12 protein-coding genes are annotated in these 15,881 nt (G+C 71.0%); 7 read left to right on the top strand and 5 right to left on the bottom strand.

What is annotated here, in order from left to right; translation table 11 throughout:
* Window positions 1–7 precede the first annotated feature (7 nt).
* Entirely contained in the window at window positions 8–1,240 is a 1,233-nt protein-coding gene (locus tag O3X23_RS32575) for a GNAT family N-acetyltransferase (RefSeq protein WP_269275974.1), read from the top strand.
* Here O3X23_RS32575 and O3X23_RS32570 read toward each other — a convergent pair.
* Window positions 1,237–2,058 carry an Fpg/Nei family DNA glycosylase gene (locus O3X23_RS32570; protein ID WP_269275972.1) on the bottom strand — a complete coding sequence of 274 codons (822 nt, stop codon included), beginning with the start codon at window positions 2,056–2,058 and terminating at the stop codon, window positions 1,237–1,239. The two genes, O3X23_RS32575 and O3X23_RS32570, sit on opposite strands and share 4 nt — an antisense overlap.
* A 7-nt stretch (window positions 2,059–2,065) precedes the next feature.
* Window positions 2,066–2,551, bottom strand: a complete 486-nt coding sequence (locus O3X23_RS32565; RefSeq protein ID WP_269275970.1) for a ribose-5-phosphate isomerase — start codon at window positions 2,549–2,551, stop codon at window positions 2,066–2,068.
* Window positions 2,552–2,689: 138 nt separating this feature from the next.
* On the opposite strand from O3X23_RS32565, the gene O3X23_RS32560 reads away from it, so the two are divergent.
* Window positions 2,690–4,135, top strand: coding sequence for an amino acid permease (locus tag O3X23_RS32560; protein ID WP_269275967.1), 1,446 nt, complete (start codon window positions 2,690–2,692; stop codon window positions 4,133–4,135).
* A 63-nt stretch (window positions 4,136–4,198) separates the two neighbouring features.
* On the opposite strand, the gene O3X23_RS32555 is transcribed toward O3X23_RS32560, so the two are convergent.
* Entirely contained in the window at window positions 4,199–4,801 is a 603-nt protein-coding gene (locus tag O3X23_RS32555; RefSeq protein WP_269275965.1) for a biotin transporter BioY, read from the bottom strand.
* A 345-nt stretch (window positions 4,802–5,146) separates the two neighbouring features.
* Here O3X23_RS32555 and O3X23_RS32550 point away from each other — a divergent pair, with 345 nt between their 5' ends.
* Window positions 5,147–6,538: an amino acid permease gene (locus O3X23_RS32550; protein ID WP_269275963.1), complete on the top strand. Its 1,392-nt coding sequence runs from the start codon at window positions 5,147–5,149 to the stop codon at window positions 6,536–6,538.
* An 83-nt stretch (window positions 6,539–6,621) separates the two neighbouring features.
* A complete protein-coding gene (locus O3X23_RS32545; protein ID WP_269275961.1) occupies window positions 6,622–7,263 on the top strand; it encodes a superoxide dismutase in 642 nt (213 codons plus the stop codon).
* A gap of 86 nt (window positions 7,264–7,349) precedes the next feature.
* Here O3X23_RS32545 and O3X23_RS32540 read toward each other — a convergent pair whose 3' ends face one another.
* Together O3X23_RS32540 and O3X23_RS32535 are read right to left on the bottom strand one after the other, a co-directional pair.
* The gene (locus O3X23_RS32540) at window positions 7,350–7,736 is read right to left on the bottom strand and encodes a VOC family protein (protein WP_269275959.1); all 387 of its coding nucleotides are present in this window, start codon (window positions 7,734–7,736) and stop codon (window positions 7,350–7,352) included.
* Entirely contained in the window at window positions 7,736–8,374 is a 639-nt protein-coding gene (locus tag O3X23_RS32535; protein WP_269275957.1) for a mycothiol-dependent nitroreductase Rv2466c family protein, read from the bottom strand. The genes O3X23_RS32540 and O3X23_RS32535 overlap by 1 nt, the downstream gene beginning before the upstream one ends.
* A gap of 149 nt (window positions 8,375–8,523) precedes the next feature.
* Between O3X23_RS32535 and pepN the strand changes: the two genes are divergently transcribed.
* The 3 genes from pepN (at window position 8,524) to O3X23_RS32520 (ending at window position 15,856) form a co-directional block, all read left to right on the top strand.
* Entirely contained in the window at window positions 8,524–11,100 is a 2,577-nt protein-coding gene (pepN, locus tag O3X23_RS32530; RefSeq protein WP_269275955.1) for an aminopeptidase N, read from the top strand.
* 265 nt (window positions 11,101–11,365) lie between these two features.
* Window positions 11,366–12,382 (top strand): hypothetical protein, encoded by a 1,017-nt coding sequence (locus O3X23_RS32525; RefSeq protein WP_269275953.1) that lies wholly within the window; start codon window positions 11,366–11,368, stop codon window positions 12,380–12,382.
* A gap of 156 nt (window positions 12,383–12,538) precedes the next feature.
* Window positions 12,539–15,856 carry a S8 family serine peptidase gene (locus tag O3X23_RS32520; protein WP_269275951.1) on the top strand — a complete coding sequence of 1,106 codons (3,318 nt, stop codon included), beginning with the start codon at window positions 12,539–12,541 and terminating at the stop codon, window positions 15,854–15,856.
* Window positions 15,857–15,881 lie beyond the last annotated feature (25 nt).

Raw genomic sequence — 15,881 nt, 5'->3', positions numbered from 1 at the left:
AAGGTGTATGACGACCGAATTGCGGACGCTCGACGCCGGGCAGTGGGACGACTGGTACGGGAAGTTGGAGCGGGCCTTCGGGGGCCCGCCGGAGTCCCGGGAGGAACGGGCGCTGTGGCGGGAGCTGACCGACTGCGAACGGTCCCTCGCGGCGTGGGACGGGGACGAGATCGCCGGCACCGCGGGGGCGTTCTCGTTCCGGCTGTCGGTGCCGGGCGGCGCGCTCGTGCCGGCGGCCGGCGTGACGATGGTGAGCGTGCAGCCGACGCACCGCCGGCGCGGCGTGCTGACGTCGATGATGCGCAGACAGCTGGACGATGTGCGCGCGGCGGGCGAGCCGTTGGCGGTCCTCACCGCCTCGGAGCCGGCGATCTACGGCCGCTTCGGGTACGGGCTGGCCACGGAGCAGATGCGGCTGGAGATCGACACCACCCGCGTCCGGCTCGCCCTGCCGGCCGGGACCGACGGGGTACGGCTGCGGATCGTGGCGCCCGCCGAGGCCCGGGAGGCGTGCGAGGCGGTCTACGCGCACCGGGTCGCCGCCAGGCCGGGCATGCTCGCCCGGCAACCGGGCTGGGACCGGCTGCCGTTGCTCGACCCGAAGGGGATGCGGGACGGCGCGGGCGAGCTGCTGTGCGTGCTCGCCGAGGTCGACGGTGAGGTGCGCGGGTACGCGCGATACGGGGTGAAGCCGGTCTGGAGCACGGCGTCCGGCCCCGACGGCACCGTGTTGCTGCGCGACGTCGAGGCGCTCGACCCGGTGGCGTACGCCGCGCTGTGGAACTTCCTGTTCGGCCTCGACCTGACGTCCGCGGTACGGATCCGCAGCCGGCCCGCCGACGACCCGGTGCTCCACCTGGTCTCCGACATCCGCCGGTGCGGCGTCGGGGTCCGCGACGGGCTGTTCGTCCGGCCGGTGGACGTCGGGGCGGCGCTGGAGGCGCGTACGTACGCGACGCCGGTGGACGTGGTCCTCGACGTCGAGGACGCGTTCTGCCCGTGGAACGCCGGCCGCTGGCGGCTGGCGGGCGACGCGAAGGGCGCGACGTGCGCGCGGACGGGGGACGCGGCGGATCTGGCGCTCTCGGTCCGGGAGCTGGGGGCCGCGTACCTGGGCGGGTTCTCGCTGGGCGCGCTGGCGGCGGCGGGCCGGGTGACGGAGTTGCGGCCCGGCGCGCTGGCGGAGGCGTCGGCGGCGTTCGGCAGCGACGCCAGGCCGTGGCTGCCGCACGGGTTCTAACCGGCCGACGGCCCGCCCTGGCAGCGGGGGCACCAGAAGAGGTTTCTCGCTGCCAGGCCCGCCGTTCGGATCTCTTGCGCGCAGATCAGGCAGGGCAGGCCGGTGCGGCGGTAGACGTAGACCTCGCCGCCGTGGTCGTCCTGGCGGGGCGGGCGGCCCATCGCCTCCGGCTCGTGTTCCGGGCGGACGGTGTCGATGCGGTTGTTGCGGACGCCCTCCCGCATGAGGGCGGCCAGGTCGGTCCAGAGCGCGTCCCACTGGGCGCGGGTGAGGTCGCGGCCCGGGAGGTAGGGGTCGATGCCGTGCCGGAAGAGGACTTCGGCCCGGTAGACGTTTCCCACGCCCGCGATGACCTTCTGGTCCATCAGGAGCGCCGCGATGGTGGTGCGGCTGCGGGCGACGCGGTCCCACGCCGTGGCGGGGTCGTCCGCCGGGCGCAGCGGGTCCGGGCCCAGGCGGGCGTGTATCGCGTCCTTCTCGCCGTCGGTGATGAGCGCGCAGGTGGTGGGGCCGCGCAGGTCGGCGTACGCGTCGGGGTTGGCGAGGCGCAGCCGGACGGTGTCGGTGGGCGGTGGGGCCTTGCCGTCGCCGAAGCCGAGTTTGCCGAACAGGCCCAGGTGGATGTGGACCCAGCCGACCGCGTCGAAGCCGAGGAACAGGTGCTTGCCGTGGGCGTCGACGCGGTCGAGGACCGCGCCGTCCAGCAGTGCGGCGCTGTCGGAGAACTTCCCCTGGGGGCTGCTCGCCCGCACAGGTCGGCCGCCGAACCTCGCGAAGTGGTCGGCGGCCAGCCGGTGGATCGTGTGCCCTTCGGGCATCGTGCGGTCAGCCCTGCGGGTGGTGGGCCGGGATCGGGGGGAGCTCGCCGGTGGTCTCGTACGCGGTGAGCATGTCGATGCGGCGGGTGTGCCGCTCCTCGCCGGAGTACGGGGTGGCGAGGAAGATCTCGACGAACTTGGTCGCCTCTTCCTCGGTGTGCATCCGGCCGCCGATGCTGATCACGTTGGCGTCGTTGTGCTCGCGGCCGAGAGCCGCGGTCTGCTCGCTCCAGGCGAGCGCGGCGCGGATGCCCTTGACCTTGTTCGCGGCCATCTGCTCGCCGTTGCCGGAGCCACCGATGACGATGCCGAGGCTGCCGGGGTCGGCCGCGGTCCTCTCCGCGGCACGCAGGCAGAACGGCGGGTAGTCGTCCTGGGCGTCGTAGATGAGCGGACCGCAGTCCGTCACCTCGTGGTTGTTGGCCTTGAGCCATTCCACGAGGTGGTTCTTGAGTTCGAGGCCGGCATGGTCGGAGCCGAGATACACGCGCATACGGAGGAGTGTGGCATGTCCGAAGGCGGGCAAAGGCCAGGGGGGCATCGGGCACGCTTGAGGGTTATTTGAGGTTAAAACAACGAATTGGCCTCAGCTGTTCCGTAAATGGCAGGTGTGGGTATTGGATGCGACCCCATGAGCTCACTTCCCCCCTCAGTTGTGACCGATCCGCCCCAACAGGAAGACACCGCTCCACAGCAGTCCTCCGGCCTCCAGGCCGGACTGAAGAACCGCCACCTGTCGATGATCGCGATCGGTGGGGTGATCGGCGCCGGCCTGTTCGTCGGCTCCGGCTCCGGTATCGCGGCGGCGGGCCCCGGCATCCTGCTCTCGTACGCCCTCGTCGGGACGATGGTCGTGTTCGTCATGCGGATGCTGGGCGAGATGGCAGTGGCCAATCCCACGTCCGGCTCGTTCTCCGCGTACGCGGACCGGGCGCTCGGCCGCTGGGCCGGGTTCTCCATCGGCTGGCTCTACTGGTTCTTCTGGGTCGTGGTGCTGGCGGTCGAGGCGACGGCCGGTGCGACGATCCTGCACGGCTGGGTGTCCGCGGTCCCGCAGTGGGCCTGGGCGCTGATCGTGATGGCCGTGCTGACCGCGACCAACCTGGTCTCCGTCGGTTCGTACGGTGAGTTCGAGTTCTGGTTCGCCGGGATCAAGGTCGTCGCCATCGCCGCCTTCATCGTCCTCGGCGGGCTCGCCGCCTTCGGCGTCCTGCCGGGCTCCGACCACGAAGCGGTCGGCATGGCCAACCTCACCGGGCACGGCGGCTTCCTGCCGAACGGTCCCGGCGCGATCCTCACCGGTGTGCTGATGGTGGTGTTCTCGTTCATGGGCAGCGAGATCGTCACCCTCGCGGCGGGCGAGTCCCAGAACCCGCGCAAGGCGATCACCAAGGCGACCAACAGCGTGATCTGGCGCGTCGGCGTCTTCTACCTGGGCTCGATCCTCATCGTGGTCTCCCTGCTGAAGTGGGACGACCCGGCGATCGTCAAGAAGGGCTCGTACGTCGCGGCCCTGGACTCCATAGGCATCGCGCACGCCGGCGAGATCATGAACGTCATCGTGCTGACGGCCGTGCTGTCCTGCCTCAACTCCGGCCTGTACACCGCCTCCCGCATGGCCTTCTCGCTCGGGCAGCGCGGCGACGCGCCGGCGCGGTTCGCGCAGACCAGCAAGGGCGGCGTGCCGCGCAACGCGATCCTGGGATCGGTCCTGTTCGGCTTCGTCGCCGTCTTCTTCAACTACGAGTGGCCGGACACCGTCTTCAAGTTCCTGCTCAACTCGTCCGGCGCGGTCGCGCTCTTCGTCTGGCTGGTCATCTGCTTCTCGCAGCTGAAGATGCGCCGGATCATCGAGCGGGAGGAACCGGAGAAGCTCATCGTGCGGATGTGGCTCTTCCCGTACCTGACGTGGGCGACGATCGGCATGATCTCGTTCGTGCTCGTCTACATGCTCACCGACAAGGACGGCCGGCCCCAGGTGCTGCTGTCGCTGCTGGTGGCCGCCGTGGTCATCGCCGTCTCGCTGGTCCGCGAGCGGATGCGGAGCGGCCGCGAGGACGCCGCCACCCGCTCGTAGGTACCGCGCACGTACGGCGGCCCGGCCCCTTTCGAGGGGCCGGGCCGCTGTGCTGGGGGGCTGTCAGCCCTTGCGGTTCACCAGCTGCCAGGCGGCGGGCAGCACGCCCATGGCGAGCGCGGCCTTGAGGGCGTCGCCGAGCAGGTACGGCGTCAGGCCGAGCGAGACGGCCTTGCCGAGGGAGAGGTGCGCGGCCAGCGCCAGGTACGGCACCCCGACCGCGTAGATGATCACGCTGCCGAGCACCATGGCGCCGGCCGTCCGCAGCACGGTGCGGTCCGCTCCGCGACGGGCGAGCGCGCCGACGGCGGCCGAGGCGAGCAGCATCCCGAGGATGTAGCCGAAGCTCGGCATGGAGGAGCCCGACGAGCCCTCCGCGAACCACGGCATGCCGGCGACGCCCGCGACGGCGTAGAGCGCCAGGGCCGCGAAGCCGCGGCGGGCGCCGAGTGCGGTGCCGACCAGCAGCGCGGCGAAGGTCTGGCCGGTGACCGGGACCGGGGAGCCGGGGACCGGCACCGACAACTGCGCGGCGAGGCCGGTGAGCGCGGCACCGCCGAACACCAGGGCCACGTCCCGCACCCGCGCGCGGGCGGCGGAGGAGGCGGGGAGCAGGTCGGCGAGGACCGTGCCGGTCCGGGTGTCTGAGACAGCAGCGGTGCTCATCGGTACTCCGAGGGTGAGAGAACGGGTTTCCACAGGTGACGCCGCGACGCTAGCGCAGCGGACAACCCAAGATCACCGTCGGTAGACGACAAAGGCGTGCCCGGCGTCTTGGAGAGATCCCTGCACGGACGGCTTCTGCCGCCGCGCTTGCGTTTCGCTTGTTTCAGCAGGTCACGTGATGCTCGTCACGGTCGAGGCGTAACACCGCGCCCGGCGCGGATCGGTTTTGCGGAGCGCGGCCGGGCACGGGGACACTGTGGGGTCCCACCAAATCCTCCCGGCTCCTCTTCCGGCCCCGCGTCCCCCTGTCCCCCTGTCCCCCGATCCTGTGAGAGTCCGAGCACCATGTCTGACGTACCGCCCCCCGCCGAACCGCTGTCGGCCGGGCTGAAGCAGCGCCACCTGACCATGCTCGGCCTGGGCGGGGTGATCGGTGCGGGGCTGTTCGTCGGCTCGGGCGCCGGGATCGCGGTCGCGGGGCCCGGGATCGTCGTCTCGTATCTGATCGCGGGTCTGCTGGCGATGCTGGTGATGCGGATGCTCGGCGAGATGTCGGCCGCGATGCCCGCCTCCGGGTCCTTCTCGGTGCACGCGGAACGGGCGTTCGGCCGCTGGGCCGGTTTCACGGTCGGCTGGCTGTACTGGCTGCTGCTGGTCGTGGTGCTGGCGGTGGAGGCGACCGGCGCGGCGAAGATCGCGAACGGCTGGCTGCCGTCGGTGCCGACCTGGGCGTGGGTGCTGCTGTTCATGGTCGTGTTCACCGCCGCGAACCTGGCCGCGGTGGGCAACTTCGGTGAGTTCGAGTTCTGGTTCGCGGCCCTCAAGATCGGCGCGATCGTGCTCTTCCTGGCGCTGGGCCTGCTGGCGGTCTTCGGGCTGCTGCCCGACACCGACCCGGTGGGCGTGGCCAGCCTGAACGGGCGCGGCGGCTTCCTGCCCAACGGCTGGGACGGCGTGGTCTCCGGTGTGCTCGCGGTCGTCTTCGCCTTCGGCGGGCTGGAGGTCGTGACCATCGCGGCGGCCGAGTCGGACGATCCGGCGCGCGCGGTGGGGCGCGCGGTGCGCAGCGCGGTGTGGCGGATCCTGCTCTTCTACGTGGGCTCGATGCTCGTCATCGTGACCCTGCTGCCGTGGGACTCCGTGGTCCCCGGGCAGAGCCCGTACGTCGCGGTACTGGACCGGATCGGCATCCCCGGGGCGGCCCAGATCATGAACATCGTGGTGTTCGTCGCGCTGCTGTCAGCGCTCAACGCCAATCTGTACGGCTCGTCGCGGATGGTCTTCTCGCTCGCCGAACGGGGTGAGGCGCCGGCCGCACTGACGAAGGTCTCACCCGGCGGGGTGCCGCGCCCCGCGGTGCTGGCGTCCGTCGCGTTCGGCTTCGTGTCGGTGCTGCTCAATCTGAAGTGGCCGGACTCGGTCTTCCAGTACCTGCTCAACGCCGTCGGCGCGGTGCTGCTCGTGGTGTGGAGCCTGATCGCCGCCTCACAACTGCGGTTGCGGCGGCGGCTGGAGCGCGAGGCGCCGGGAGCGCTCAGCCTGCGGATGTGGTGCTTCCCGTGGCTGAGCTGGGCGGCGCTGGCCGGGATGGCCGCGGTCCTGGTGCTGATGCTGACGGACGACGCGGCGCGGCCGCAGGTGCTGTGGTCGGCGGGGGCGACGGGCGTGGTGCTCGCGGTGGCGCTCGGGCGGGAGTGGCGGGCCCGCCGGGCTGGCGCGGAAGGCGCCGGCCGGTAGGGCGCACGGGCCGCCGGGCCTTCTGCTGCTAGCGTGCAATTGCATAAGACTTGCAATAAGCTAGCGGCCGGAGGAACTCGCGCATGCCCACCTACACGCTTCCTGAACTGCCCTACGACTACGCCTCGCTGGAGCCCGTGATCAGCGGCGAGATCATCGAGCTGCACCACGACAAGCACCACGCGGCATACGTGAAGGGCGCGAACGACACCCTCGACCAGCTCGCCGAAGCCCGCGACAAGGAGCAGTGGGGAGGCATCAACGGGCTCGAGAAGAGCCTCGCCTTCCACCTCTCCGGCCACATCCTGCACAGCATCTACTGGTCCAACATGTCGGGCGACGGCGGCGGCGAGCCGCTGGACCAGGACGGCACGGGGCAGCTCGCGGACGCCCTCGCGGAGGACTTCGGCGGTTTCGACCGCTTCAAGGCCCAGCTCTCCAAGGCCGCGGCCACCACGCAGGGATCCGGCTGGGGCGTGCTGGCCTACGAGCCGCTCAGCGAGCGGCTGATCGTCGAGCAGATCTACGACCACCAGGGGAACGTCGGCCAGGGCAGCGTTCCGCTCCTCGTCTTCGACGCCTGGGAGCACGCGTTCTATCTTCAGTACCGCAACCAGAAGGTCGACTTCGTCGAGGCGATGTGGCGCGTCGTGAACTGGCAGGACGTCCAGGCCAGGTTCGCCGCCGCCAAGGAGCGGGCAAGCGGCCTGCTGCTGGTGCCGTAAGGACGACACGGCCCGGCCCCGAAAGCCGAAGGCCCCCGCGCGGTGGTGTCGCGCGGGGGCCTTCGCCGTCTCCTGCCGACCGGCCGTCAACGGGGTTCGATGAGGTCCCAGCGGTTGCCGTACAGATCCTGGAAGACCACGACGGAACCGTACGCCTCGTGCCGCGGCTCCTCCTCGAAGACGACGCCGGCCGCGACCATGTGCTTGTAGTCGCGGTCGAAGTCGTCCGTGGTCAGGAAGTGCCCGACCCGGCCGCCGGTCTGGCCGCCGATCCGCGCCTCCTGCTCGGGAGTGGAGGCGCGCGCCAGGAGCAGTCCCGTCTGCGGCGACCCGGCGGGCGCGACGACCACCCAGCGGCTGCCGTCGTCGCGCACGGTGTCCTCGCGCAGCTCGAAGCCGAGAGCGCCGGTGTAGAAGGCGATCGCCTCGTCGTAGTCGCGCACGACGAGGGTCACCAGTCCGAGGTGCGGCATCAGTCGAAGATCGGCCCGGCGGTCCGGGTGCGCTTGATCTCGTAGAAGCCGGGGGTGGAGGCGACCAGCAGGGTGCCGTCCCAGAGGCGGGCCGCGGCCTCGCCCTTGGGGGCGGGGGTGACGACCGGGCCGAAGAACGCGACCTGCTCGCCGTCGGCGCCGGGAACGGCGATGACCGGGGTGCCGACGTCCTGGCCGACCTTGTCGATGCCCTCCTGGTGGGAGGAGCGCACCTCGGCGTCGTAGGTGTCCTTGTCGGCGTAGTCGATCAGCTCCGCGGGCAGGCCCGCGTCCTCCAGCGCCCCGACGATCGCCTCCAGGGTCGGGCCCTCGCCGCGGTTGTGGAATCGGGTGCCGAGCGCGGTGTAGAGCTTCCCGACGACCTCGTCCCCGTACTTCTGCTGGGCCGCGACGACCACGCGCACCGGCCGCCAGCCCTTCGGGCCGAGCAGCTCGCGGTACTGCTCCGGCAGCTCGTCGATCTTCGGCTCATTGAGGACGGCGAGGCTCATGACGTGCCAGCGGACCTCGACCGGCCGGACCTTCTCGACCTCCAGCATCCAGCGCGAGGTCATCCACGCCCAGGGGCACAGCGGGTCGAACCAGAAGTCGACGGGGGTCTTCTCAGCTGTGGTCACTTCAACTTCTCCTCAGGAACGAACAACACGGCATGGGACCGCTCGTACCTCGGAAACCTCCGGATCGGGGGCCGCATTCCCGCCTGTCGTCCATAGGTGCGACGTGGGAGTATGCGAATCGACCGACGATGCTGACAAAGGAGTCATCAGTGCCCGGTGAGAACCTGTCCCGCGACGAGGCCCGCGAGCGTGCGCGGATCCTTTCGGTCGACGGATACGAGGTCGCGCTCGACCTGCGGTCGGCCACCCGGCCGGACGAGGACACGTTCCGCTCGGTGACCACGATCCGCTTCCGGTCCGCGCGGCCCGGCGCGGCCACCTTCGTGGACCTGCTCGCCCCGGCCGTCGACTCCGTGGTGCTGAACGGACGGGCGCTGGACCCGGCGGTCGTGTTCGACGGGACGCGGGTCGCCCTCGACGACCTCGCCGCCGAGAACGTCCTCACCGTGGAAGCGCGGTGCGCGTACAGCCGCACCGGCGAGGGGCTGCACCGGTTCGCGGACCCGGAGGACGGCGAGACGTACCTGTACACGCAGTACGAGCCGGCCGACGCCCGCCGGGTCTTCGCCAACTTCGAGCAGCCGGATCTCAAGGCGCCCTTCACCTTCTCGGTGACCGCGCCCGCGCACTGGACCGTGCTGAGCAACGAGGCCCAGGCCGGCCCCGTCCGGGACGCCGACCCCTCCTCCTCGACCTGGGACTTCGCGCCGACCAAGCCGATCTCGACGTACATCACGGCGGTCGTCGCCGGGCCGTACCACGTGGTGCGCGACCACTACTCGCGCACCTTCGACGACGGCAGCGTGCTGGACATCCCGCTCGGCGCGCTGTGCCGGGCCTCGCTCGCGCCGCACTTCGACGCGGACGACGTCTTCACCATCACCAAGCAGGGCCTGGACTTCTTCCACGACACGTTCGACTACCCGTACCCCTTCGGGAAGTACGACCAGGCGTTCGTGCCCGAGTACAACATCGGCGCGATGGAGAACCCGGGCTGCGTCACGTTCCGCGAGGAGTTCGTGTTCCGCGGCAAGGTGACGCAGGCGGCGTACGAGGGCCGGGCCAACGTCATCCTGCACGAGATGGCGCACATGTGGTTCGGTGACCTGGTCACCATGCAGTGGTGGGACGACCTGTGGCTCAAGGAGTCGTTCGCCGACTTCATGGGCGCGTACTCGCAGGTGGAGGCGACCCGCTTCACGGACGGCTGGATCACCTTCGCCAACCGCCGCAAGGCGTGGGCGTACCGGGCCGACCAGCTGCCCTCCACGCACCCCGTCACCGCGGACATCCACGACCTCCAGGACGCCAAGCTCAACTTCGACGGCATCACGTACGCCAAGGGCGCGTCCGTGCTGAAGCAGCTCGTCGCCTACGTCGGCGCGGACGCCTTCCTGGAGGCGGCGCGGCGCTACTTCAAGCGGCACGCGTACGGGAACACCACCCTGGCGGACCTGCTGGCGGTGCTGGAGGAGACCTCCGGCCGGGACATGGCGCGGTGGTCCCGCGCCTGGCTGCAGACCGCCGGGGTCAACTCGCTGACGCCGGAGGCCGTGTACGACGGCGAGGACCGGATCACCGAGCTGGCCGTCCTGCAGAGCGCCGCCGCGTCCCACCCGGAGCTGCGGCCGCACCGCGTCGCCGTCGGCCTGTACCGGCGGGCCGCGGGCGGCGCGCTGGAGCGCTACGCCCGCGCCGAGACCGACGTCACGGGGTCCCGCACGGTCGTGGCGGAACTGGCGGGCGCCGAGCGGCCCGATCTGATCCTGGTCAACGACGAGGACCTGACGTACTGCAAGATCCGCTTCGACCCGGACTCGCTCGACACCCTGCGCAAGCACCTGGGCGATCTGTCCGACCCCATGGCGCGGGCGCTGGCCTGGTCGGCGGTGTGGAACATGACGCGGGACGCGCTGATGCCGGCCCGCGACTACCTCGGGCTCGTCCTGCGGTTCGCCGGGCAGGAGTCCGACATCGGCGTGCTGCAGTCGCTGCACCAGCAGGCGCGGACCGCCCTGCACCAGTACACGTCGCCGAAGTGGCGTCCCGAGGGCGCCACGGCGCTGGCCGACGGCGCACTGACCGAGCTGCGGCTCGCGGAGCCGGGCAGCGGGCACCAGCTCGCCTGGGCGCGCTTCTTCGCCGCGGTCGCCTCGTCGGCGGCCGACCTCCAGCTGCTGAGCGGGCTGCTCGAGGGCAGCGCCAAGATCGACGGTCTGGAGATCGACCAGGAGCTGCGCTGGTCGTTCCTGGAGCCGCTGGCCGCCGCGGGCGAGGTCGACGAGGCCGTGATCGCCGCCGAACTGGCGCGCGACGACACCGCCTCCGGGCGGCGGCATCAGGTGCGCTGCCTGGCGGCCCGGCCGTCGGCGGCGGTCAAGGCACAGGCGTGGGCGTCGGTCGTCGAATCGGACGCCCTGTCGAACGCGCTGGTCGAGGCGAGCATCGCCGGGTTCGACCAGCCGGGCCAGGAGGACCTGCTCGCGCCCTACGCCGACCGGTACTTCGACGTGATCGAGCGGATCTGGTCGCAGCGTTCGATCGAGATCGGCATGGCGATCGTGCGGGGCCTCTTCCCGCGGTACCGGATCGCCCAGGAGACCGCCGACGCGGCCGGCGCCTGGCTCGACGCGCACCAGGACGCGGCGCCCGCGCTGCGCCGTCTCGTCCTGGAGGCCCGCGACGACCTGTCCCGCGCGCTGCGCGCCCAGGCCGTCGACCGCTAGGGACTGTCTGTCCGCCGAACCCCGTCACGTCACCCTTTCGAGCGGTGGCGTGGCGGGGTTCCGCCGTGCGGCGCCGGGCCGCGCCGCGCATCCGCCCACCTCACGGCTCGGGGCTGCTCCCAGCGGCAGCCGGGAGCGTCACCCGAATAGGTGAATACCGCCCATCGGCATCCGAACGCCTGAACTTTAGTGCGGGCTTGTCCCGGTTTGTCGACGGCTGTGTAACAGCGGTTAGCGCGCGCTCCCACGACGGAACCACCTCGTCATGAACCACAACGCACCGCACACCCCCCGCCCCCTGGACCACCTCTCCCGCACCCAGCGGCGGATCTTGACGACACGTCAGCTGCGGGAGCACGGCGTGACCGCGAGCACCCTGGCGGAACGCTGCCGGCCGGGCGGGCCGTGGCAGCAGGTGCTGCCGCAGGTGTTCCTGCTGCACGCCGGGCCGCCCACCGGCGACGAGCGGCTGCGGGCGGCGCTGCTGTACGCGGGTTGCGAGCCGGGCGCCACGGACGGCCCGGACGGGCCGGTGGACGGACAGGCGATGGTGACCGGGCTGGCGGCGCTGGCCCTGCACCGGTTCTCCTCGGTGCCGCCGCTGCTGGGGATCGACCGGATCGACGTCCTGGTGCCGCGCCAGCGGCGGCTGCGGAACGCCGGGGACGTGGCGATCCACCGGGCGCACACGCTGCCCCCGGCGCAGCAGGTGACCGGGCTGCCGTGCGCGCCGGTGCCGCGCGCGCTGGCCGACGCGGTCGCGGACCTCGACGACGCCGAGACCGTACGGCGGCTGCTGACCGAGGCGGTGCGCGGCGGCCACTGCGAGGCGGCCGCGGTGGTCCGGGAGCTGAGCCGGGCCCGGCTGCTGTCCCGGCAGCACGTGGCGGACGCGGTGGACGCGCTGCTCGCGGAGGGCCGCGCGCTCGCCGAGGGCCGGCTGTACGAGATGGTGACCTGCTACGGCCTGCCGGACCCGGTGTGGCACGTCGACCTGCGGCTGCCCGGCGGGCCGTCGCTCGGCGGCGTCGACGCGTACTGGCCCGAGCACGCGGTGGCGCTGGAGATCGACGCGCGCGGACCCCGCCAGGACGACGACGCCCTGTGGTCGCAGTACGCCCAGAAGCGCGAGCAGTTGGAGCGGTTGGGCATCACCGTCGTCCACCTCACCCCGAAGAAGCTACGGGACACGCTGGACCAGCAGGCGACCGTCGTGCGCACCGCTCTGATGGCTTCGAGCGACCGGACCCCGGCCGCTTACCTGGTCGTGACCCCGAGTTGACCGGCGCTTTTCATCCTTTGCGCGCGCTTTGTTCCCTGTGGCGCATGGCGGAAATACGTCATGTCCACATCCCGTCTCGGACAACTCTCCACAAACACCGGTTGCTTACGTGACTCTTAGCGGTCAACCGGCACCGTTTTCCGAACAAGGATGCCCATGCCTCTCGATCACATACGCGCCAAGAGACGCGTGGCCCGCGTCGCGCTCGCCGCGGGCCTGGTGGCCGCACTGGCCGCGACCGGGTCCGCCACCGCGTTCGCGGACAACGCCCCCACCGGCACTCCGGCCGGCGGCCCCGCTTCCGCCCCGGTCAAGGCCTCCACCGACAAGCTCGGATCCGCCGACGCGGCGCTCCTGGCGCAGGCCAAGTCCGACGGCGACAAGACCGTGACGATGATGATCGCCACCGCTCCCGGCGCCACCAAGCAGGTCGCCGACCAGCTCGGTGCCTCCGGCGCCTCGGTGGGGAGCACCTACGACAAGCTCGGCTACGTGCGCGCGACCGTCCCGACCGCCAAGGCGGACTCGGCGATCGCCAAGGCCCAGAAGCTGTCCGCGGTTCACGGCATCGACCTCAAGCAGGAGATCGCGCTCGACGACCCGACGCCTGTGGCGGACACCGCCAAGGGCGCGAAGGCCAAGGGCAAGGCCGCGGCGAAGACCTACCCCGGTCCCAGCGCGAGCACCCCGGCGAAGAACCCGTACCAGCCCGCCTTCGAGACCGGCGCGGTCGACTTCGTCAAGAACCAGCCCAAGGCCGACGGCCGCGGCGTGACCATCGGCATCCTGGACTCCGGCGTCGACCTCGGTCACCCGGCGCTGCAGAAGACCACCACCGGCGAGCGCAAGATCGTCGACTGGGTCACCGCCACCGACCCGATAACCGACAGCGACGCCACCTGGCGCCGGATGACGGCCGAGGTCGCGGGCCCCAGCTTCACCATCGCCGGACGGACCTGGGCCGCACCGGCCGGTGCCTACAAGTTCAACCTGTTCTCCGAGGCCGCCACGACCGGCGGCGACATGGCGGGCGACCTCAACCGTGACGGCGACACCACCGATGTCTGGGGCGTGCTCTACGACGCCGCCGCCGGCACCGTGCGCGTCGACCTGAACAACAACGGTGACTTCACCGACGACGAGGCGCTCAAGCCCTACAAGAGCGGCTTCCAGATCGCGCACTTCGGGACGGACAACCCGGACACCGCCATCTCCGAGTCGATCCCGTTCGTCGTCCAGATCCGCAAGGACGTCCCGACGGACCCGTACGGCGGCGACTGGGTCGGCAAGAAGGCCGACTTCGTCAACATCGGGGTCATCGAGTCCGAGCACGGCACCCACGTCGCGGGCATCACCGCCGCGAACGGCCTGTTCGGCGGCAAGATGAACGGTGCGGCTCCCGGCGCGAAGATCGTCTCCTCGCGCGCCTGCACCTGGACCGGCGGCTGCACCAACGTCGCACTGACCGAGGGCATGATCGACCTCGTCGTGAACCGCGGCGTGGACATCGTCAACATGTCCATCGGCGGCCTGCCCGCGCTGAACGACGCCAACAACGCGCGCGCCGAGCTGTACACGCGCCTCATCGACACCTACGGCGTCCAGCTGGTCATCTCGGCCGGCAACAGCGGCCCGGGTGCCAACACCATCGGCGACCCCGGCCTGGCCGACAAGGTCCTGAGCGTCGGCGCGTCGATCTCCAAGGACACCTGGGCGGCCGACTACGGCTCGCAGGTGGACAAGGCGTACGCGATGATGCCGTTCTCGTCGCGCGGCCCGCGTGAGGACGGCGGCTTCACGCCGACCATCACCGCGCCCGGCGCCTCGATCAACACCATCCCGACCTGGGAGCCCGGAGGCCCGGTCGCCGAGGCCGGCTACACCCTGCCGCCCGGCTACGCCATGCTGCAGGGCACCTCGATGGCCTCCCCGCAGGCCGCGGGCGCCAGCGCACTGCTGATCTCCGCCGCGAAGCAGAAGAACATCCCCCTGAACCCGGCCGCCCTGCGGACCGCGCTGACCAGCTCCGCGAAGCACATCGCGGGCGCCCAGGCGTACGAAGAGGGCGCGGGCCTGATCGACATCAACGGTGCCTGGAACCTGATCAAGGCGGGTGTCTCGGCCAACGAGTACACCGTCAAGGCTCCGGTCAACACCGCGCTGTCGGCGTTCCTGAAGACCCCGGGCTTCGGCACCGGCATCTACGACCGGCAGGGCGGCCTCAAGACCGGCCAGTCCCGGACGTACGACGTCACCATCACCCGCACCACCGGCTCCGACCGCCCGGTCAAGCACTCGCTGGCGCTGCAGAACAACGACGGCACCTTCAAGCTCGCCGGCAGCAGCGAGGTCTCGCTGCCGCTGAACGTGCCGGTCACCGTCAAGGTCACCGCCAAGGCGAAGACCACCGGTCTGCACAGCGTCATCCTGACCGTGGACGACAAGCGCACCAAGGGCACCGACCAGCAGATCCTGGCCACCGTCGTGGTCGCCAAGCCGCTGGCCGCCCCCGCCTTCTCCACCAAGGAGTCGGGCGTGGTGCAGCGCAACAGCACCACCTCGTACTTCCTGAACGTGCCGGCCGGCGCCAAGTCCCTGGAGATCGCCCTCGGCGGCATCCAGGCGACCAGCCAGACCCGGTTCATCGCGATCAACCCGTACGGCGTTCCGGTGGACAACACCGGCACCCCGTTCTGCTACCTGAACTACGTCAACCCGGCCAACACCTGCCGCCCCGACCTGCGGTCGTACACCGACCCGCTGCCCGGTGTGTGGGAGATCGAGGTCGAGTCGCGTCGTACCTCCCCGCTGCTGAACAACCCGTACGCCATCACGGCGTCGGTGCTGGGTGTCACCTTCGACCCGGCCGTGCAGACCCTCGACGAGGCCAAGGTCGGCGTGCCGGCCGCGGTCGACTGGAAGGTCACCAACGGCTTCGCCGCCCTTGACGGCAAGCTGAAGGGCGGCGCCCTCGGCTCCGCGCTGACCGCCCGCCCGACCATCGCGCAGGGCGAGACGAAGGAGACGACGGTCGTCGTCGGCCCCGGCGCCTCCCGCCTCGACGTGGCGATCGGCTCCACCTCGGACACCGGCGCCGACCTCGACCTCGAGGTCTACCTCGGTTCCACCAAGGTCGGTTCGTCCGCGGACGGCGACTCCGAGGAAGCCGTCAGCGTCGCCAACCCGGCGGCCGGTACGTACACCATCGTCGTGACCGGCTACTCGGTCCCGGCGGGCACCACGGAGTACAACTACAAGGACGTGTACTTCGCCGCCTCGCTCGGCCAGGTCAAGGTCGACGAGACCAAGACCGTCTCGCTGGCGAACGGCGCCACGGCGTCCTTCTCCGCCCAGGTCGTGGCCGCGTCCCCGGCCCCCGAAGGACGTCAGTTCTTCGGTGAGGTGCAGCTCCTGAACTCCCGCGGCACCATCGCGGGAACCGGCAGCGTCATCATCAAGAAGGTCACCGGCTGACCTGTTCGTACAACGGCGGGGCGGG

Source organism: Streptomyces sp. H39-S7, assembly GCF_027158205.1.
In the GTDB taxonomy this organism is placed as follows: domain Bacteria; phylum Actinomycetota; class Actinomycetes; order Streptomycetales; family Streptomycetaceae; genus Actinacidiphila.
Note: the sequence above shows the minus strand (reverse complement) of the source record. Positions and strands in the feature narration are given on the sequence as shown.